General features: G+C 38.2%; 17 protein-coding genes and 1 other annotated feature. Of the genes, 1 reads left to right on the top strand and 16 read right to left on the bottom strand.

Annotated elements, in window-relative coordinates; translation table 11 throughout:
• Nucleotides 1–171 precede the first annotated feature (171 nt).
• The 7 genes from radC to VK91_RS19170 all read right to left on the bottom strand — a co-directional run bounded on the left by radC (nucleotide 172) and on the right by VK91_RS19170 (nucleotide 8344).
• A complete protein-coding gene (radC, locus tag VK91_RS19200) occupies nucleotides 172–843 on the bottom strand; it encodes a DNA repair protein RadC (protein ID WP_175400705.1) in 672 nt (223 codons plus the stop codon).
• Between the two features lie 33 nt (nucleotides 844–876).
• Nucleotides 877–1470 carry a nucleoside triphosphate pyrophosphatase gene (locus tag VK91_RS19195; RefSeq protein ID WP_048395150.1) on the bottom strand — a complete coding sequence of 198 codons (594 nt, stop codon included), beginning with the start codon at nucleotides 1468–1470 and terminating at the stop codon, nucleotides 877–879.
• 98 nt (nucleotides 1471–1568) lie between these two features.
• Nucleotides 1569–2213 carry a hypothetical protein gene (locus VK91_RS19190; protein ID WP_048395149.1) on the bottom strand — a complete coding sequence of 215 codons (645 nt, stop codon included), beginning with the start codon at nucleotides 2211–2213 and terminating at the stop codon, nucleotides 1569–1571.
• A gap of 167 nt (nucleotides 2214–2380) precedes the next feature.
• The gene (locus VK91_RS19185) at nucleotides 2381–3631 is read right to left on the bottom strand and encodes a folylpolyglutamate synthase/dihydrofolate synthase family protein (RefSeq protein ID WP_048395147.1); all 1251 of its coding nucleotides are present in this window, start codon (nucleotides 3629–3631) and stop codon (nucleotides 2381–2383) included.
• Nucleotides 3628–4908 carry a folylpolyglutamate synthase/dihydrofolate synthase family protein gene (locus VK91_RS19180; protein WP_197078740.1) on the bottom strand — a complete coding sequence of 427 codons (1281 nt, stop codon included), beginning with the start codon at nucleotides 4906–4908 and terminating at the stop codon, nucleotides 3628–3630. The genes VK91_RS19185 and VK91_RS19180 overlap by 4 nt, the downstream gene beginning before the upstream one ends.
• Before the next feature lie 134 nt (nucleotides 4909–5042).
• Nucleotides 5043–5441 (bottom strand): hypothetical protein, encoded by a 399-nt coding sequence (locus tag VK91_RS19175; RefSeq protein WP_048395144.1) that lies wholly within the window; start codon nucleotides 5439–5441, stop codon nucleotides 5043–5045.
• Nucleotides 5442–5698: 257 nt separating this feature from the next.
• Nucleotides 5699–8344, bottom strand: coding sequence for a valine--tRNA ligase (locus VK91_RS19170; protein WP_048395142.1), 2646 nt, complete (start codon nucleotides 8342–8344; stop codon nucleotides 5699–5701).
• 81 nt (nucleotides 8345–8425) lie between these two features.
• Nucleotides 8426–8683, bottom strand: a binding site (T-box leader).
• Between the two features lie 102 nt (nucleotides 8684–8785).
• Between VK91_RS19170 and VK91_RS22600 the strand changes: the two genes are divergently transcribed.
• On the top strand, nucleotides 8786–8980 hold the full coding sequence (locus VK91_RS22600) for a hypothetical protein (protein WP_036124009.1): 195 nt from the start codon (nucleotides 8786–8788) through the stop codon (nucleotides 8978–8980).
• Here VK91_RS22600 and VK91_RS19165 read toward each other — a convergent pair.
• The 9 genes from VK91_RS19165 to VK91_RS19125 form a co-directional block, all read right to left on the bottom strand.
• The gene (locus VK91_RS19165; RefSeq protein ID WP_175400699.1) at nucleotides 8957–9631 is read right to left on the bottom strand and encodes a valyl-tRNA synthetase; all 675 of its coding nucleotides are present in this window, start codon (nucleotides 9629–9631) and stop codon (nucleotides 8957–8959) included. The genes VK91_RS22600 and VK91_RS19165 overlap by 24 nt on opposite strands.
• 170 nt (nucleotides 9632–9801) lie before the next feature.
• A complete protein-coding gene (locus tag VK91_RS19160) occupies nucleotides 9802–10248 on the bottom strand; it encodes a CoxG family protein (RefSeq protein WP_048395138.1) in 447 nt (148 codons plus the stop codon).
• A 546-nt stretch (nucleotides 10249–10794) separates the two neighbouring features.
• Complete coding sequence (gene hemL, locus VK91_RS19155; protein WP_048395136.1) at nucleotides 10795–12087, bottom strand: glutamate-1-semialdehyde 2,1-aminomutase; 1293 nt, start codon at nucleotides 12085–12087, stop codon at nucleotides 10795–10797.
• Nucleotides 12088–13068, bottom strand: a complete 981-nt coding sequence (hemB, locus tag VK91_RS19150; protein WP_048395134.1) for a porphobilinogen synthase — start codon at nucleotides 13066–13068, stop codon at nucleotides 12088–12090.
• Nucleotides 13065–13826 carry a uroporphyrinogen-III synthase gene (locus VK91_RS19145; RefSeq protein ID WP_048395133.1) on the bottom strand — a complete coding sequence of 254 codons (762 nt, stop codon included), beginning with the start codon at nucleotides 13824–13826 and terminating at the stop codon, nucleotides 13065–13067. The genes hemB and VK91_RS19145 overlap by 4 nt, the downstream gene beginning before the upstream one ends.
• Entirely contained in the window at nucleotides 13816–14748 is a 933-nt protein-coding gene (gene hemC / locus VK91_RS19140) for a hydroxymethylbilane synthase (RefSeq protein WP_048395131.1), read from the bottom strand. The genes VK91_RS19145 and hemC overlap by 11 nt, the downstream gene beginning before the upstream one ends.
• 18 nt (nucleotides 14749–14766) lie before the next feature.
• Nucleotides 14767–15594 (bottom strand): inner membrane protein YpjD, encoded by an 828-nt coding sequence (locus VK91_RS19135; RefSeq protein WP_004226624.1) that lies wholly within the window; start codon nucleotides 15592–15594, stop codon nucleotides 14767–14769.
• A 182-nt stretch (nucleotides 15595–15776) separates the two neighbouring features.
• Complete coding sequence (gene hemA, locus VK91_RS19130) at nucleotides 15777–17141, bottom strand: glutamyl-tRNA reductase (protein ID WP_048395129.1); 1365 nt, start codon at nucleotides 17139–17141, stop codon at nucleotides 15777–15779.
• A gap of 197 nt (nucleotides 17142–17338) precedes the next feature.
• Nucleotides 17339–20257, bottom strand: a complete 2919-nt coding sequence (locus tag VK91_RS19125) for a VWA domain-containing protein (RefSeq protein WP_048395126.1) — start codon at nucleotides 20255–20257, stop codon at nucleotides 17339–17341.
• Nucleotides 20258–20265: the final 8 nt, after the last annotated feature.

Genomic DNA, 20265 nt, shown 5'->3' with positions numbered 1-20265 from the left:
TTGCTTTTCTATGAATACATTAACGTTATGTAAGAAAAAAGGTTCGCCAATATACCACAAAAAAATACAAAAATTTTATGACTGGTTATAATTAAGGTCATTTATAGTAATAGAATCTTCTATACAACAAAATGGATTCATCATAAAAAACTCTGCATATTGTATGCAGAGTTAAAAATATCCTTTTTCCTTTAAACTAATATATTGATGGTCGCCGATGATGACGTGATCAATTAACTCTATCCCTATAATATAGCCTGCTTCAACAATTCGCTTTGTTACTTCAATGTCCTCCGTGCTCGGTGTTGGCACCCCACTTGGATGGTTGTGGGCACATATAATAGAAGCGGCAGACCTTTTGACAGCTTCTCGAAATATTTCTCTAGGATGAACGATGGATGCATTTAAACTGCCAATGAAAATCGTTTGCTTATGAATAATTTGATTTTTTATATTTAAAAAAAGCACTACAAAATGCTCCTGATTAAGCGAGGTCATATCAGGCATTAAGTAAGTTGCTGCATCTTGTGGAGAACGTATTGTGAATTTCTCATCATTATGTTTTTGAGCCAGTCTTCTACCAAGTTCAACAGCAGCCATTAATTGAATGGCTTTCACCTCGCCTATTCCTTTAATAGCCATCATTTCTTCGATGGTTGCATGTTTCAAATGATGGAGTCGTTCAAAAACATTTAACACCCTATTTGCAAGAACAAGCACAGATTCTTCCTTTGTGCCTGTCCTCAATAAAATAGCGAGTAGCTCTTGATTCGATAAACTTTCAGCTCCTTGTCGTAATAGCCGTTCACGGGGACGATCCTCTATATTGACATCACGTATCATCAAAGTTGGTAAAGCGTCTTCTAGCAAAAATATTCACTCCTTCGCAAATTGGACTATCTGTAGATCCACCAATTGCGAAAACAAAGTTGCAAGTGGTAAACCTACAACATTGTTATAATCTCCTTCAATTCTTTTAACTAATAGTGTACCAATCGTTTGAATGCCATAACCACCCGCTTTATCAAAAGGATCTCCTGAATCTACATAAGCTTCGATTAATTCCTGCGATAGACGGTGGAAAACAACTGTAGTCTCTTCCACAAAGGTCGTTTCCTTTCCATTCGGTTCGATTATAGCGACCGCAGTCATCACACTATGTTTGTTATTTGACAAACGTAATAAGTGAGAAATAGCTTCCTCACGCGTTTTAGGTTTATGTAGTAGCTCTTGATTGTAAACAACGATTGTATCTGCACCAATAATCGTGGCATTAACTGCTTTTTTGGCTACATCACGCGTCTTCAATAAAGCTACTCCTTTTACATAATCCTGCATTGTATGAGCTTGTACACTTGTTTCTTCCACTTCACTTGTCAAGACTTCAAACGGGAGTGCTAGCATGTTAAGCAATTCCTTGCGCCTAGGGGAAGCAGAAGCAAGGACAAGCTTATGATTTGTTTTTAACATTATCTGATCATTCCTCCTTATCCTTATGATACAGAAGAATGCACAATTTGAAAATTTTCAAAAAAACAAGATAATGAAGATTTCATTATTTTTTATTGTTAAAACTTCACTTGAAGACACCTATTTTTAGATTGGTAATGTGCAAAAACATGCAGACGAATGATGTTGATATCGTTGGAAATAGTAGAGGCCGCTGCGCCAATGGACTGCCAATCCTCAGGTAGCGTTGAGTCCTTGCCATTTTCCTTAAAATTTAATTTTGCGGCATTTTTATCTGCTAAAGCAGTTGGTAGTTCTGCCAAGGTAGGTTCTTTACAGCTTTCACCACTGACGCTAAATGCCTTTTTAAAGGTTGCGGGGTCCTGTAAAAATTTTAGCTGACTTTCCTCCGTCACCATGCTTGTCCACACATAAAACTTGTCATCAACTTGAACGATCGCGCTCTCTTTTAAGGCAGGATACTCAGCAACAAATGAACTTGCGCTCTCAAAGTTTGAATACACGCCAGCTTGGCTTGCATAAAACATCGATGCATTAGATGTATTGGTTGTCTCCCCGGCAGTTGGAATCGTTTCTGTTTGTGATTGATTATTTGCCACTTCACTACCATTTTTCTTTAAAGGTAACTGTGTGCTGGCTTGTAAAACGCCCAGAAAAATTGCTACACCTAATAGACCAACAAATCCACCAATAATCATTGCTCGAAATATTTGTTTTTTCATCACATGACTTACAATTTTCATTCAACTATCACCTCATCCTTCCACCTATCTATGCCAACATCATATGATATTATATGTACATTCCAAAGGGTAAATGCGAATTTATTATTTTTTGATACGGAACTCATTGCAATCTAAATTTGCAGCCATAAAAAAACTAGGACTCCCTATCAAGAGCCCTAGTTATTTCATTGTTTTAATCTATGACGAACCTCTGTTAATAAATATAACGAGCCTGCTACAATGGTTCTCTGCTGTCTATGTGATTGTGCCTGTATAAAGGATGCATAGTCAAGCAAGGTTGTTTTCGCTGTTGCATGAGAAAGTTTGACCATTTGATGGGCTGGCATTGCTCGTGAATTAGCAAAATCGACGAAGTAAAAGTCATCACTCACCTGCTCTAGAATTCCGAGAATCTGCTCAACATCTTTATCTGCTAGTATGCCAACGACAAATGTTATCTGCTCATTTGGATATTCACACTGAATCGTTTCTATTAATTTTTCAGCACTTGCAGGATTATGCGCACCATCCAATATAACGAAAGGCTTTATTTCTTCAAAGCGTCCCAAAATAGAGGCCTTTTGCACAGCTTGACGAATAGCTGTTTGATCAATAGACACGTCTAATTCTGACGCCACTTCAAAAAATGCTGTAATGGCGAGAGCCATATTGTTTCCCTGATGTGTCCCCTTCATAGAACGATTCAGGTTCGCAATTTGGAACTGCTGTACGTCATTCATATAGCTTTCTCCATCAGTTGTTTGCTTAATGGCAAAATGCTGACCTAATGCAAATAGAGTGGCTTTTTTTCGAACGGCTACTGCATCCACAACTCGCTTCGCCTCATCAGGCAAATCACCAATAATAACTGGACGTTGTTGTTTAATAATACCTGCTTTATGGTGTGCAATGCTTTCAAGCGTATCCCCTAAAAACTTTGTGTGCTCTAAAGCAATACTTGGGATAATAGAGACAATAGGTGTTACCACATTTGTACTATCCAATAAACCACCCATTCCCGCTTCAATCAGCGCAATATCCACCTGCCCATTGACAAAATGTAAAAATGCCACCACCGTCAGCAATTCAAAATCGGTTAGTTTGCCACTCAGCCCAGCCTCATGCATCTGTTGGAAAACTTGATCCATTTCAGCCTCTGTTATAGGTTGACCAGCTATTTGAATTTGGTCATGAACATCAACGATACATGGTGACATAAATTTGCCCACGCGTAAGCCATGTTCTTGTGCAATTGCCTCTAGAAATGTTAACGTAGAGCCTTTGCCATTTGTGCCCGCTAAGTGGACAACACGCAAAGTTTGCTCAGGATTACCTAAATATGATAAAGCCTCTTCAATCGCTGTAAGACCTGGTTTAATGATATCCTCACTTTTAACCTGCCATTTCTCTTTATAATGATCAAAGTTTGGGATCATCGTCCTTCCTCCTGTAGCCACTGTCGAGCTTGTGCTATAAAGTATAATGAGCCTGTAATGACAACAATATCCTCTTTTTGGCGTTCTTGTAATACTGTTTGAAGGCTTTTTAGCCATTCTGTATGAACCGTTTTATTTGCATGAGTCGACAACATCGCTAAGCTTTCAGCAGGCATTGCATTCGGTAGATCTATTTGTGTAAAAGTGATCGAGGTGGCAACAGCATCCATTAGTTCTATGCTGTTAGCATGATCCTTATCTGCTAATGCCGCGTAAATAAAGTGATAATTGTTTCTTGGATAGACATTTTTTAGTGTTTGGATCAGAGCAGCTGTCCCCTCTGAATTATGAGCACCATCTAGCACAATTTGATTCGGCCATTGCTCAAAGCGGCCTGCCCATTGCGCACATTGTAGACCTTGACAAATAGAATCATCAGTAATGACAATTGCCCCCTGCTCACGTAATGTTAGTATGGCTGTGATGGCCAAACTTGCATTATTTATTTGATGTTGACCAGCCATTTTTAATGGTACATCCTTCATCAAGACAGGGTCCTTTTCATATGTAAAATGCTGATAGTCAGTACTTTGCCAACTATTTGTCACCATGAAGTCTTGACCTAAAACATAGCACGTCGCATGTCGTTCCTCTGCCGTGGCTTTAATGACAGCCAATGCCTCCTCATTATGAACACCTACAACAACTGGTATGCCTTCCTTGATGATGCCAGCTTTTTCTGCGGCAACCTTTGCGAAAGTGTCGCCTAAAAAGGCTGTATGCTCTAACGAGATCGTTGTAATAATAGCTAAAAGCGGTGTTACGACATTTGTCGCATCCAAACGCCCTCCAAGCCCTGTCTCAATAAGCGCTATATCTACACCTTCATGTGCAAAATACTGAAACATAATGAGTGTAACTACCTCAAAAAAGCTTGGAAATTCACCATTGTATTTTTCTTCTATAATTTTCGCAAGTTTATTGAAATAGTAGAGAAATTGCTCATCCGAAATTTGGTGGCCGTTAATGGTCATACGTTCATTAACTCGCTCTAAATGTGGAGACGTAAATGCCCCTACAGTGTAGCCTGCATGTTGAAGCATTTCTCTTAATGCGTTCACCGTAGAACCTTTACCATTTGAACCTGCTACATGGATTACTCTTAGCTTGTTGTGAGGTTCATCTAAATGCCCTAGTACTTCTCGCATAAGGACAAGTGGCGCACGTTTATGATCAACTGCTTTTAATGTAAAAATAAATTTTGTACATTCGTTCATTGTGTTAAACAAAAGAAACACTCCTTCTTACTGCAATATCTTTATTTTAGTACAAGTAACGTTTAATAACATAGCAAAATGACAAAATACAAAAAACACGCAGCTAGCAACTGCGTGTTCGTATTAATATTATTTTAGTGTACTTTGTGAGCACCTAATAAAGCACCCATATTATTTAAAATGGTTTTTGCATCACTATTTAATAATGGATGAACATCTGGGCGTTGCACTAAGTCAAAAGCATTTTTTAACGTTCTTTTTAGCATCGATATATCAAAATCTGAGCAATATTCATTAATTTTTTGGATCGTTAATAAATCTGTTCGTGATAATTTAGTGCTATCCTGTTGGGGATTACTATTTGCTAATATGTGCTTAATCAGGACACGGCCACTTGTATTCAATAAACGATAATACTTTGCTTCGGATAATTTTAAGAGATTCGTTTCGATCAATACTCTCGCGCTTACAAAGTCTAATTCATCACATGCTTTGTTGACTTTTGTAATAATGGTTGCAATATTTCCTGACATTCTCAACACCTCCATTGGCTCTTATTTTCTTTACTAATAAAGACTGTCTATCTAAAAAACCATCTATTTAGATTTGGTTTTTCACGGCTAAATAACATGAAATTAGGTTTTGTTTCCTATTAGTTCAGCGCTGCACATCATCTATTAGACCAATTTATTTAAAATAATACTATATATTTTTTCCTAATTCAATGTATATCTTTAGCTCTACATAAAAAAAGCAATGGATGACTTTTTCGTCATCCATTGCTTCGTCTTTACATATTTTTTAATTCTTCTAAACGTTTTAACACAACTGCATGCTTGCTTTCGTAATCTGCTAATTTCTCACGTTCTGCGTTGACTAACGCTTCCGGTGCTTTCGATACAAACTTCTCATTCGATAATTTACCTGTAACAAGCTTTACTTCTTTTGCCCATTTCTCTAATTCTTTTTCAAGACGGGCAATTTCTTCCTCAAGATTGATCAGTCCAACAAGAGGCAGGAATACCTGTGCTCCTGTCACAACAGCGGTCATTGATTGTCCTGGGGCCTCTAAACCTTCACCAATTGTTAAAGTGTCAGGATTACAGAATTTTTCTAGATATGCTTGATTATCTTTAAGTACAGCTGCTGTTGCTGCATCTTTCGCTGAAATAAACAACGGTACTTTTTTGCTCATCGGTGTATTTACTTCCGCACGAATATTACGTACTGAACGTATAATATCCATTAGGAGCTTCATATTATCTGCTTCATCAGCAAAATGAAGATCTGTGCGTACTGTTGGCCATGCTGCCACTGTAATAGATTCACCTTCGTGTGGTAAGTGCTGCCAGATTTCTTCTGTAATGAAAGGCATAAATGGATGTAAAAGACGCATTGTTTGATCTAGTACGTAAGCTAAAATAGATCGAGTTGTCTTTTTAGCTGCTTCATCTTCACCGTAAAGTGGTAATTTTGCCATTTCAATATACCAAGAACAGAAATCATCCCAAATGAAATTGTATAATTCACGGCCAACTTCGCCGAATTCATAACGCTCTGCAAGAGAGGTTACACGTTCAATCGTTTCATTTAAGCGCGTTAAAATCCATTTGTCAGCTACAGATTTTTCACCAGTTAAATCGATCTCATCATATGTCATACCATCCATATTCATAAGCGCAAAACGTGATGCATTCCAAATCTTATTGGCAAAGTTCCATACTGCTTCAACTTTTTCAGTTGTATAGCGTAAATCTTGACCAGGTGATGAACCAGTAGCTAAGAAGTAGCGTAATGAATCTGCACCGTATTGTTCAATGACATCCATCGGATCAACACCATTGCCAAGTGATTTACTCATTTTACGCCCTTCACCATCACGTACTAAACCATGAATTAGCACATCTTTAAATGGACGTTGATCTGTAAACTCAAGGCCTTGGAAAATCATTCGAGAAACCCAGAAGAAAATAATATCATAGCCTGTTACTAATGTATTTGTTGGATAGTAACGTTTATATTCTTCATTTGCTTCATCTGGCCAACCCATAGTAGAAAACGGCCATAGTGCTGAAGAGAACCATGTATCTAGTACATCTTCATCTTGCGTCCAGTTTTCTGCATCTGCTGGGGCTTCTTTACCTACGTATATTTCGCCTGTTTCATTATGGTACCAGGCTGGGATTTGATGGCCCCACCATAATTGACGAGAAATACACCAATCGCGTATATTCTCCATCCAGCGGGAATATGTGTTTTCAAAACGAGCGGGAACAAAGTTTACTTTCCCTTCTTCGTCCTTTTGCAGCTCTAGGGAAGCATCAGCAAGTGGTTGCATTTTAACGAACCATTGTGCTGAAAGATATGGCTCAACAACAGCACCAGAACGTTCAGAGTGTCCTACTGAATGCATATGCTCTTCAATGCGAATTAACACACCTGCTTCTTGTAAATCAGCAACAATTTGCTTGCGGCATTCGAAGCGATCCATTCCTTTATATTTGCCAGCAAGATCATTCATTGTGCCGTCTTCATTCATTACTAGAATGCGCTCTAGATTATGACGATTACCAACTTCAAAGTCGTTCGGATCATGGGCTGGTGTCATTTTTACAACCCCAGTACCAAATTCCATATCAACGTACTCATCAGCAACAATTGGAATTTCGCGACCTACAATCGGTAAAATAACGTTTTTACCAATTAAGTGCTGATAACGCTCATCGTTCGGGTGAACAGCTACCCCAGAGTCACCAAGCATTGTTTCGGGACGTGTTGTAGCAACTTCTACATAGCCAGAGCCATCAGCTAATGGATATTTCATATGATAGAAGGCACCTTGCACATCCTGATAAATTACCTCGATATCAGATAATGCTGTTTTTGCTGCTGGGTCCCAGTTGATAATACGTTCACCACGATAAATTAAACCTTTTTCATATAACTGAACAAAAACTGTTTTTACCGCATCTGAAAGACCTTTGTCTAATGTGAAACGTTCACGTGTATAATCTAATCCAAGACCAAGCTTTGCCCATTGATCACGAATATGTCCAGCATACTCTTCTTTCCATTCCCATGTTTTTTCGAGGAATTTTTCACGTCCTAAATCATAACGTGTAATATTATCCTCACGCAGCTTGGCTTCTACTTTTGCCTGTGTTGCTATACCAGCATGGTCCATACCTGGCAACCATAGGGCATCATAGCCTTGCATGCGTTTCATACGAATGAGAATATCTTGTAATGTTGTATCCCAAGCATGACCAAGGTGTAATTTACCTGTTACGTTCGGTGGTGGAATAACGATTGAATAGGGCTTTTTCCCACTTTCAGGCTGTGCCTCGAAAAACTTCCCTTGTAACCACCATTCATAGCGACCAGCTTCAATGGACTGTGGGTCATATTTAGTTGGCATTGAAATGTTTTCTGTCATATTGACTCCTCCTATTGTTTGAAAACTGTTGGTAAAGAAATACTATTTATTTTTTTACCCAATAAAAAAACTCCTCTCGTCTAAAAGGACGAAGGAGTTTTAGTTCGCGGTACCACCTTTAATTCCAGCAGGGTTAAGATAAATGTTAAAAAACATATTTTCTCAGCCTATTCTACTGGCTCTCAATTCGGTAACGGTGTTTAACCGGCTTTAACTACTATTAGTTCACTAAAGCTGCTCAAGGGCTACCTTCAATTTCGTACAAATAGAAACTTCTCAGCTACCGTTTCCTCTCTGAAAATGTAGTCAAAATTTACTCTTCCCTATCATAGCATCTGTATTTGATTTTCCTTATTGTACCGCAGGATCGTGTCATTTTTCAAGTGATTTAGTCATCTTTTAGTAAGAGGAAAGTAAATAGAAAAGGAAGTGACAATTCAAATGCGACGACGCAAGTATAACCCTTGGCTTTTACCACCTTGGCTACGACAAGTTCGTTTTTATTGCAGAACCATCATCGTGCCGATTTGTGCTTTTCAGTTTATCCGTGTCATTATTGTGCCAACATCAGGTGATTTAGTCTTCTTATTACTCCTGCTACTTCTCTGCTATTTACTTTTGAAAGACATCATTTGAAACACGAACTTTAAGCGGTGTATATTCTTCTGTTAGATCCCAAATCATAGAAGGCACTTCATGCCAAGTACTGGATTCGCGTACAACAATATGGCTTGAGGATTCTCTTAATACAGCTTTTTGGTCAACTGTTGTAGAATTCTCTTGGCGTGAAGCTGCTGCTACTGCGGCAGGTTGTTTCACTTGAACACTTTCTTCAATTGCAGCCAATGTCTCCTCTTGTTCGAAAGCATGTGTTGATAGGTGCGGATTGTCTAACACATCTTTTTCAACAACAGGTTCATATTCATTGAAAGCGCTTGTGACTGTCCACTCAAGCTGACACATCTGATTTGTTAGACTAGGGCGAATATCCTTGACCATTAAATCTTTGACATCTGATTCTTTTGGTAAATCCACATGTAAAGGAACGGCATACTCAAAATAACCAGTATCTCCTTGAATATCAAGGGCATCAATTGTAATTAAATCTTCATTTTCCGCAAATGCTTGCATATCTTGAAAATCAAAGCGAACGTGTGCGGTGATATGATAGATGCCCATAAGTCGCAAAGAATCCTCTAACTGCATTGCCTGCCACTGTGGCTTAATTTGAACAGCTGCTATTTCAGTTGGGCAGCCATATCCAGGAAAACAAAATGTTTCGCGCATATTCCAAGTTTTGTGTTCGATAATAATCCCTCCCTTTGCATCATATGACGATTTGAAGGATAGTATGCTAGGATGTTGCCATTTGAACAGAGTTAAAAATAGATACTACTAAAAAAATGGCATGCTAGAAGTAATAGTCTAGCATGCCATTCCCATGGATGTTCGTATCATTAAACATTTACTAATTTAATTTTATTAGCTACACGATCTGTTAGCATTTGTGTTGCCTTTGGTACGATCGGTTTAAAAATCGGATTGAGAACAGGGCCAGCTAACCCGCCTGCAATGACTTCTAAGAATCCTGTCATTTTAGTATTTTCAGCGTCGATACTTTCTGCGAGGAAATAGCCATTTCCTGTGAAGTTATCAGAAAGCCCCTTTAATTCAAATGTAACTTTTGATGGTGCTATCCATTCTAAGATTGTAATTTCTACTTCAACTGTTTTTTTCAAAACGCCAACATTGCCTTTAAAAGTCCAAGTGGAGTGTTTCTCATCAATCATTTCATGTGCATTATAACCAGGGACAAGCTTTGCCCATTTTTCCATATCACTAACGAAATCCCATACATGTTCAATCCCTACGGGTACTTCGACCGTGTGTGTGCCTGTTGCCATATCAATTCACTACTTTCTTTTATGAATAGCTATATTATAAACGATATCGCCCACAATTTGGCTATGCTGAAAGATGTAATTTTGACAAAAGCAGGTCCTTCATCCAGTATAGTTGAGCGTACTTACTAGTAAATATATGCTATTGTTCCTTTTTACTCATGTATTCCTCAAGCACTATAATGCCTTCTGCTTAATCCATTAAAAAAGGTAATGTCAATGGGATATAAAGCAATTTTACAAAGCGAGGGTTTATTCCGTTCCGCTAGCATCCTTTCCAGGGGGGCGTTCGTGAGTGACAACACCTCTACATAAAATGAGTAGTGAACACTTTTACTTTATTTGAAAACCTTGCTATTAAGAATCATTTTTATGGGGTGAAGTGGAAGGTGCTTGAATCCCGTGGGATAGCTAAAGAGGTGAGCCACAGGAAAGCAAGTAGCCTACAACGGAAACCATTTTCACCTTTCGCAAAAATTCTAGTGATGGTTTTGTTTTTCAACAGCAGAAGAGCATGCTAGAAATAATTCTAGCATGCTCTATCAAATTTTATTGCGCTAATTGCGCAAATACTTTATGGAATGCTGCCACTGTTGTCGCAATGTGCTCTTCCGTGTGAGCTGTTGAGATGAATAGTCCCTCGAATTGAGAAGGAGGTAAGAAAATACCTTCCTCTGCCATTAGACGGAAATATTCAGCGAATAATTGTAAATCTGATGTTTTAGCAGAAGCAAAATCAATGACATCTTCATTCGTGAAGAAGAAGCCAATCATAGAGCCTGCACGATTAACAGTGTGCGGGATATTATATTTAGTTGCTGCTTCACGGAAACCAGCCTCAAGCTGATCCCCTAATTTTTTAAAGTAATCATACGTACCATGGTCTAAACGGGATAACGTTTCATAACCAGCTGTCATCGCTAACGGATTCCCCGATAATGTTCCTGCTTGATAAATTGGTCCAGCTGGTGCTACTTGCTCCATAATTTCTTTTTTCCCAGCGAATGCGCCTACAGGGAGACCACCTCCGATGACTTTACCTAAAGTAGTCATATCAGGCGTTACCCCAAAATACCCTTGTGCACAGCCATAATCTACGCGGAAACCTGTCATGACTTCGTCAAAGATTAATAATGCACCGTGCTCTGAAGTAAGTGCACGCAAACCTTCTAGGAAACCTGGTTGTGGAGGTACAACACCCATATTTCCTGCTACTGGCTCCACAATTACTGCAGCTAACTCTGTGCCAAATTTCTCAAAAATCACTTTTGCCCCTTCTAAATCATTATAGGCAACTGTCAACGTATTGCGGGCGATATCTGCAGGTACGCCAGGGCTATCAGGTAGGCCTAATGTGGCAACACCAGAACCAGCTTTAATCAATAAGGAGTCACCGTGACCATGATAAGACCCTTCAAACTTTAAGATCTTATCACGTCCTGTCACACCACGTGCTACACGTAATGCAGACATAGTAGCCTCTGTTCCAGAAGAAACAAAGCGAATCATTTCCATTCCTGGTAAACGGTCTAATACTAATTGAGCTAAGCGATTTTCTGTATAGCTTGGAGCACCGAAGGAAGAACCCTTCGCAGCTGTATCTGCAATTGCTTTCACTACCTCTGGATGCGTATGTCCTAAAATTAGCGGACCCCAAGACAATACATAATCAATATATTCATTGCCATCAATGTCTTTAATGATTGCCCCATGGCCAGATTCCATGAAAATCGGGTCCATATTTACTGATTTAAACGCACGTACTGGGCTACTTACACCGCCCGGCATTAATTGAACAGCTTCAGCATAGGCTTGTTTTGATTTTTCGTAAGAACGTGTCATTTATTTCTCCTCCAACCAACGTGCAGCATCTTTTGCATGATACGTAATAATTAAATCAGAGCCTGCACGTTTCATGCCTAATAATGTTTCAAGCACAACTTTTTTCTCTTCAATCCAACCATTTATAGCAGCCGCTTTAATCATTGCATATTCACCTGAAACGTTATACGCAACAAGCGGTAATGGATAGTTATTTTTCATGTCTCGAATAATATCTAAATAGCTAAGGGCAGGCTTGACAATTAGGAAATCTGCGCCCTCTTCGATATCTGACTCTGCTTCACGGAATGCCTCTAGACGATTTGATGGATCCATCTGGTAGGATTTACGATCACCAAATTGCGGAGCACCATCTGCAGCATCACGGAAAGGTCCATAGTAACTGGAAGCATATTTGACTGCATAGGACATAATCGGGATATGTTCAAAACCAGCTTCATCCAGACCAGCGCGAATTGCCGTTACAAAGCCATCCATCATATTAGATGGAGCAATGATATCAGCGCCAGCTTTTGCTTGTGATATTGCCGTGCGGGCTAAAACATCTAATGAAGGATCATTCAAAATTTGATCGCCCTCAATTAAGCCACAATGTCCATGGTCCGTAAATTCACATAAGCATGTATCCGCGATGACTAACAACTCAGGATGACGTGTTTTAATGAGTCGAGTCGCTTCTTGCACAATGCCATGATCATGAAATGCACCTGTTCCAACCGCATCCTTTTCAGCTGGCAAGCCAAATAAAATAACTGCAGGAATACCTAATGCTACAACCTCATCCACCTCTGCCTCTAGTTTATCTAATGAAAATTGAAAAACGCCAGGCATTGAATGTACTTCATTTTTAATATTTTCGCCTTCTATTACAAAAATAGGATAGATCAGGTCCTCTTTATGTAAGTATGTTTCTTTTACCATTGATCTCATCGTTGCATTGGCACGCAAACGACGGTGTCTTTGAAATTGTAGTTTTGTCATGATTTGTCCCCTACTTTCATAATTTCTTCGATGACTGCTTGCATTGTATAAACGCTTGGCATAATATCCACAGTAGCACCGTATTGTTCAAGAGCTGCTTCCGTAATATGGCCGATGGCTGCAATGTGAGCTGCTTCCCAGCCAATATGTGGCACAACTTCCATTGCATACACGTCAACTGCTGAAGGACTAGCAAAAATCACTGTAACATTTTGATATTGCTGGATGCAACTGACAATAACAGATGTTTGATCATGTCGTTCTATCGTTTCATAGACTGTCCATTCTTTTAATTCAAAAGGCAATCCATCCTTCAGCGTACTTTTCGCCTTTTCTCCTCGAATAAACAGACATCTAGGTTGATTACCCGCTACACTCGGAAATTCTTTAACGAAAATATCAGCACTAAATATGGAGGGCATAAAGCTCACTTGAAATCCTAAATTTTCTAATGCTGTTGTTGTTTTAGTTCCAATGGAAGCTATTTTTCCTTTGAAATGACTTGCATTAAATTGATGTCGAAGCATTTTACTAGCAAAAGCTTCTACAGCATTTTGACTAGTAAAAATCAACCAATCATATTGCTTAGCGCGGTTCAATAGTTCAGGATCCTTGCTATCTAATCGTTCACAAGTTTCAATTAATGGGGCTACGATGGCATGTCCACCTAAAGCTGTTATATTTTCGACAATGGTTGTTGTCTTAGATGTGCCTGTTAAAAGTATGGTTTTACCCTTTAGAGGTAAATTACTGGGCATCTTGCTCTGCCTTTACACGCTGAATTAAATCGAAAGCTCCTTGTTTTGTTAAACTAGCAGCTAGTTCTTCTCCAATTTTTTGTGCATCTGTGCCAACTACTGTTTCCTTATACACAACAGATGCATCTGGAGCAGCAACAAGGCCTGTTAATGTAATTTCTTCCCCATTTGAAGTGGCATAACCAGCAATCGGAACTTGACAACCACCATCCATTGCCGCTAAAAATGCACGTTCTGCATGTGCTTCTTGCCAAGTGAATGAATCAGTCAACTTACCTAATTCGGCTAAAAGCTCCGCATCATCGGCACGACATTCAATGCCAAGAGAGCCTTGCGCTACAGCTGGTAGACATTGTTCGACAGGTAAAAGCTCAGTGACTACATCATCACTCCACCCAAGGCGTTTCAAACCAGCCGCTGCTAAAATAATGGCATCATATTCTTCTGTTTCAAGCTTAGCTAAGCGTGTATCAACATTTCCACGAATCCATTTAATTTCGATATCAGGACGTACTGTTAAAAGCTGAGCACTACGACGTAAAGAACTTGTCCCAACAATTGCTCCCGCAGGAAGGTCAGCAAATTTAACATGCCCTTTCGAAATAAATGCATCACGAGCATCTTCACGTGGTGGAATACAACCAATCACTAGCCCATCTGGCAATACAGCAGGCATATCTTTCATAGAATGAACAGCAAAGTCAATTTCTTTATCGTAAAGGGCTTGTTCAATTTCTTTTACAAACAACCCTTTCCCACCTACTTTTGAAAGCTGTACATCTAAAATTTGGTCACCTTTTGTTACAATCTCTTTTACTTCAAATTCGAATGGTGCACCAGCCGCTTTTAATTCATTAATGAACCAATTTGTTTGCGTTAGCGCTAATTTACTTCTCCTAGAACCTACAATAATTTTTCTCAACAGTCTCCAACCTTTCTTCTAATACCATAAATGGAATCGCGATAAACTACTACCTAAGAAGAAGTTTACAACAACTAATAGATAGGCATAAATATGTACCCATGCATAAGTTGTACCTGTCAGCTTGCTTTTGCGATTCACATATAGGATAAAACAATACAAAATTAAAATAATGAAGGACCCTATGATTTTCGCATCGAAAATCGAAAGACTCTCTAATGTTAATAGTGCCCATTCAAACCCTAATATTAAACTTATAAATAACATCGGAATTCCAATGAAAAATGAAATATTCATCCAGCTACTTGTCTGCTGCAAGGAAGGCAATCTAGTCCATAAATGCGACCACTTTTTCTTTTTCAGCAATCGATATAGAACGAGATACAAAATGGCAAACACAAATGTTAATGTAAACGCTGCATAAGACAATATTGCAAATGATATATGAATAAAAAGCATCTCTGAAATTAAAGTATCCCCGACAGCTCCTGTAGGACGTTTCGGCATAAAAGTAAATATACTAGCGAATAAAAATCCTAGTATATTAATAATAAACACAGGTAAATCCACCCTTGCTATGCAATGAAGGATAATGGATAACGTCACGAGTAACCAGGAATAAAAAAGTATTCCCTCAGACAAGGATAAAATCGGAAAACGCTTCGTTTCCACAAACGTTAAAATGATAATGGCACTTTGAATCATCCATACAAATGAAACAAGCCAAAAAGCAATGCGTCTTGCACGTACTTGCTTATAAAAATAATCAGTAAAGTAAAAAACTAGACTGATCGCATACAAGACGATCATCACTTCATAGAGCCTCGTCATGGTCAAATCAGCCAATAGACATCCCTTCTTTGTCGTGAAATTAATAAACTATTTTAGCATAGAAAACAAAAAAACGTTTTCGTATCCTTAGTTTACCATACAGATACGAAAACGCCTCATGTAATATCAGTAGAAAATCCAATTGCGCGTAACACCCATGTACAATCACAGCTTTCTACGTGAGCGCAATAGATAATTTAGAAAGAGTACTTTGGTTCAGTAGAAGTCTGAGATACCTGTGCGCGTTCTTTGCGCTCAAGCTCTTGCTTTGTCATCTCATGAACTTCAGCTTCCACAGCATCCTCTATACCAAAAATTTGTTGGAATAAACGTAACTGTTCATTTGCTTTTGGAGAATTAGCCATTTCTTTAGCTTGCAAGATTGGCTCTTTTAACAATTGATTGATAATAGATTTTGTATGTTTGCTTAAAATTTTACGTTCACGTTCCGTTAAATCTGGCATTTTATTTTCGATACTTGTCATAGTCTCTTGTTGAATACGATTTGCTTTTTTACGTAATGCTGAGATGACTGGCACTACCCCAAGAGTAGCTACCCAGTCTTTAAATTGCACAACTTCTTCGCCAATCATATTAGTAATATCAGCAGCTGCACGTTCACGCTCTGCTAAGTTCGCTTCGACAATACCTTGTAAATCATCAATATCATATAGGAATACATTTGGTAGGTCGCCAACTCGTGGGTCAATATCACGAGGAACCGCTATATCTACCATGAATAATGGTTTTCCTTTACGTAAACGTTCCACAAATTGCATTAGCTCATAATCAATAACATAATCAGTAGCACCTGTTGAAGTAATTAAAATATCCGCTTCTAACAAAGAACATTGTAATTCCTTCATTGATTTAGCTTCACCATGGAATTTAGCTGCTAAGCTTTCTGCTTTTTCAAATGTACGGTTAATGACAGTAACTTTCCCTACACCACTACCGTAAAGGTTCTCAATTGCAAGTTCCCCCATTTTTCCTGCACCTAAAATAGCTACATGCTTGCGTTGTAATGAGCCAAAAATTTTCTTTGCTAATTCTACGGCCGCATAGGAAACGGATACCGCATTCTCACCAATCGCTGTTTCATTATGAGCACGCTTTGCAAATGTTACTGCTTGTTTAAATAGCTGATTGTATACCGTTCCTGTTGTGCCAATCTCTTGTCCACTTAAAAAGCTTTTTTTTACTTGCCCTAAAATTTGTGTTTCACCTAGAACCATTGAATCGATTCCAGCTGTCACTTTAAATAAATGTTCGACTGCCTCATCTTCTTCACGAATCGTTAAATACGAAGAAAATGTCTCCACAGGCAAATCAAACCAGTTGGCTAAAAATTGTTTCACAAAATGACGTCCAGTATGCAATTGATCCACAACAGCATATATTTCTGTACGATTACATGTCGAAACAATTACGTTCTCTAATATACTTTTTTGCTTTTGCAGCGCTTCCATTGCTTGTGGCAGTTCACTCTCAATGAATGATAACTTCTCACGTATTTCAACAGGCGCTGTTTTATAATTCAAGCCTACTACGATGGTATGCATGAATAACACCTCACACGTTCTAATTCACAAATCTCATTATAGCACAGTTCGACAAGAGTTCATCAATAATTTGTGAACATGTCATGAAGAACTGCAATTCGTCATCTACATTAGAATTATTATAAACTAAGTGTAACAAATTATACGTGTTGTTTCAAATTAAAAAACTGCCCCCATTATCGGAGGCAGTTTTCTCATTAATTTGTTATTGTAACACTCTTTATTGCAATCATATTTCCATCTTTATCGTATGCTATAAACTCAATCTCATCATTGACTTTAAAGTCCTGCATAGTTTGAACAGTTTTTGTTAACATATACACTTGATCACTACGCTTTTGCAAATCAAACTGGACATCTCCACTGATTGAATTAAAACGTACATTCATCTTCGCAACGTTTTGACAGTTACCATCAACTCGAGCACTCATTGTAATATAACCTTTTCGTAGCGAAACACTTGTCTCTTCAAATAAATCTTCTGGATTGATACAGCTTGAAGCTTGCGTTTTACATAAAATTGTATCAATTAACTTCTGGAAGACTTGATGCAATTGCAAATTATCAATTGCATGGAAGTACGTTCCGCCCGTTTCTGAAGATAATTGCATTAAAGTGGCGTCATTTACTTGTGATTTTTTGCCCATACTTACTGTGTATACTTTGACACCTTGCTTTTTCGCTTCATTTATAACTTTTGTCATTTTTGATTTACTCGTTTTACCATCAGATACAACGACAATCGCTTTGGATGTTTTCGAATCGTTCGAGAATTTTGTTAAAGCAATATCGATGCCTGCAAAAATATCGGTTGCACCCTTATCTTTCGATGCTTTATAAAGATCTTTTTTCAACACATTTTCTGTTGTACCTTCTCCAAGTACTGTCGCTTTTGTATTGGTTTCAATGACTATGTTATTTTTAGCCTTTAATTGATTGATTAGTTCAATCATTTTCTTCCCACGATAATTTGTTGGATCAACAGCCTTCATGGAAGAAGAATAATCCACTACATAGGCAATTTCTGTTGCTAAAGAACAAGAGTTTTTACTGAAGTATGGATTCGTAAAAATATCTTTCGTCACTGTTTTATCTTTTAAACCCTTCAAGGACGTTGCATAGCGAGGGTCTATTGGATTGACAAGTCTTGCTTCCACTTTAGATTTGCCATATATAACTGAATCAAAGTAGGCTACAGCAGTACCTGGATTCCCTGTATTATTTAATGGATCAGAAGTGTTCGTAATGAATGAAGCTGTTTTTTCTACTCCGTCATACTTAATTTTGACTGTTCCTTGATAATCTGTAATAGGCTCTCCACCAGGACGCACTAAAGTCACCATTACTTTTGTATAACGATCTTTTCCTGATGGTCTTGATGCAGCATCCGCACTTTCCTTTAGGGCCTCTACTCGTTTTTTAAACGCCTCTACTTGTCCAAGTAATTTACCGCCTTGGTATTTTAATAAAACCGTGCGGTCATAGTTACTTAAGTTTGTGAAGATCGAATAAATCTTCATAACACTATCATAATGTTCTAATGTTAAATCTTTTTCATCTGGCATTTCTTTCATAAGCTGAATAATGGCGCCGACTGGATTAATGTTCTCTACCTGTGAGGCAATATCATCATCTATGCCCTGAACGCGATAAATAGGACGACCATCGTCAGCAATTAAATACATTATTTCCGTTTTAGCTGGCGTTGTAACAGAGTTCTCAAAACGTGTCTTTAAAAGTTCCTCAAATAAGTGAACAGAAATATCATAGTTTTCAAATTGAAGAATAGCATTTTCATAACCTAATGCCGGATATTTAGGATCAGATCCACCGTAACGCAAATAGATGTTTTGCACATTCCCTAAAACGTCCGTCACATTTGTTTGCTGCCCAATACTAAATAATTTTTTATCTGAATTAGCATTTAGAGGAACTGGGCTATAAACATCAATTAAGTTTTGCGTAAAGAACTCTGGAATATCTTCACTTTTTGGAAATTCAGGAATCACGCTCCCATTATCATCTGTATTTGCTGGGTCGTATACTTGGTAATCAATACGCAATTCAGGCTGTGGTGCATAACGCACTTCTGCGTTTAGTTTCTCACCAACAAGACACTTCATTGCTGGGTCCGTATTATTAATCAGCTCAAAAGTTATTGTATCACGTACTGATTTAGTTAATTTTGGTGCTACCACTATAGCAGATACCGTTGAACCATCCGATTGGACAATGTCAACTGCTTCACCTGAAGTATCAACAATATTTCCGTAGGATGCCTTCACGCGGAATGAATAAGATTTATCATCAGCGATAGGATCACCATTACAAGCCTTTAAAGAAACTGTAACTAGTGTTGTATCCACATTATTTGCAATTAAATCAGGCTTTTCCACCAAGATACTCTGCAATGCATTATTAACATTATTTGGTCCAGTAAAATCATTTGAATTATCCTTTGGCTCTTCAAAATCAGCACTACTAGATCCCATAAAACCAGGTGGTAACGTAATGCTATCATTATCACGACCAGCTGGACTACGTTTTAATCCTTGTACTGCGAAAGTGCTATTTTGAACAGCACGATAGAAAAATACAGCAACATCACCCCGTGTTAGTTTTGTGGATGGGTTAAAGCTAGCGAAAGTGTTTTTGCCTGTAGAGCTTGTAGATAAATCATTTGAATATAAATATTGAACTGCCTGTGGCTCATCTAAATCTAAGCCTTTAAAAGCCGCGTAAATTTGGGCAAATTGGCCACGTGTTACAGCTTTTGTTCGATTCGTATTTACATGTGTACCATTAAATGGTAAATAAAAATCACTATAGAAATTATAAGCAACACTATCAATATAAGATAAAGCATAGTTACGATCTAGTTTGGCAAACATCAGAACAAGATCGCGATCTGTCACTTGATCATTTGGTAAAAAGTTACTTGCACTATTTAAGGACATCAGGTCATTATCGACCGCCCATGAAATAGCTTTATAATTATTGCTATTTGTTGGAACATCTCTAATTGTTGTAGCTGCTTGCGTAACAGTAGGTGTAGCTGTCATCAGTAGAAGCATGAAGCAAAGCATAGCAAGCAATGCTTTTTTTACATATGTCATTTTTGTTC

The organism is Lysinibacillus sp. LK3, from assembly GCF_001043675.1.
GTDB lineage: Bacteria > Bacillota > Bacilli > Bacillales_A > Planococcaceae > Lysinibacillus > Lysinibacillus capsici.
This window is presented reverse-complemented; position numbering and strand designations above follow the sequence as displayed.

Coding starts and splice junctions, on each gene's coding strand:
- radC (WP_175400705.1), bottom strand. CDS start 843: ATGATACGTGATGTCAATATAGAGGATCGTCCCCGTGAACGGCTATTA.
- VK91_RS19195 (WP_048395150.1), bottom strand. CDS start 1,470: ATGTTAAAAACAAATCATAAGCTTGTCCTTGCTTCTGCTTCCCCTAGG.
- VK91_RS19190 (WP_048395149.1), bottom strand. CDS start 2,213: ATGAAAATTGTAAGTCATGTGATGAAAAAACAAATATTTCGAGCAATG.
- VK91_RS19185 (WP_048395147.1), bottom strand. CDS start 3,631: ATGATCCCAAACTTTGATCATTATAAAGAGAAATGGCAGGTTAAAAGT.
- VK91_RS19180 (WP_197078740.1), bottom strand. CDS start 4,908: ATGAACGAATGTACAAAATTTATTTTTACATTAAAAGCAGTTGATCAT.
- VK91_RS19175 (WP_048395144.1), bottom strand. CDS start 5,441: ATGTCAGGAAATATTGCAACCATTATTACAAAAGTCAACAAAGCATGT.
- VK91_RS19170 (WP_048395142.1), bottom strand. CDS start 8,344: ATGACAGAAAACATTTCAATGCCAACTAAATATGACCCACAGTCCATT.
- VK91_RS22600 (WP_036124009.1), top strand. CDS start 8,786: ATGCGACGACGCAAGTATAACCCTTGGCTTTTACCACCTTGGCTACGA.
- VK91_RS19165 (WP_175400699.1), bottom strand. CDS start 9,631: ATGCGCGAAACATTTTGTTTTCCTGGATATGGCTGCCCAACTGAAATA.
- VK91_RS19160 (WP_048395138.1), bottom strand. CDS start 10,248: ATGGCAACAGGCACACACACGGTCGAAGTACCCGTAGGGATTGAACAT.
- hemL (WP_048395136.1), bottom strand. CDS start 12,087: ATGACACGTTCTTACGAAAAATCAAAACAAGCCTATGCTGAAGCTGTT.
- hemB (WP_048395134.1), bottom strand. CDS start 13,068: ATGACAAAACTACAATTTCAAAGACACCGTCGTTTGCGTGCCAATGCA.
- VK91_RS19145 (WP_048395133.1), bottom strand. CDS start 13,826: ATGCCCAGTAATTTACCTCTAAAGGGTAAAACCATACTTTTAACAGGC.
- hemA (WP_048395129.1), bottom strand. CDS start 17,141: ATGCATACCATCGTAGTAGGCTTGAATTATAAAACAGCGCCTGTTGAA.
- VK91_RS19125 (WP_048395126.1), bottom strand. CDS start 20,257: ATGACATATGTAAAAAAAGCATTGCTTGCTATGCTTTGCTTCATGCTT.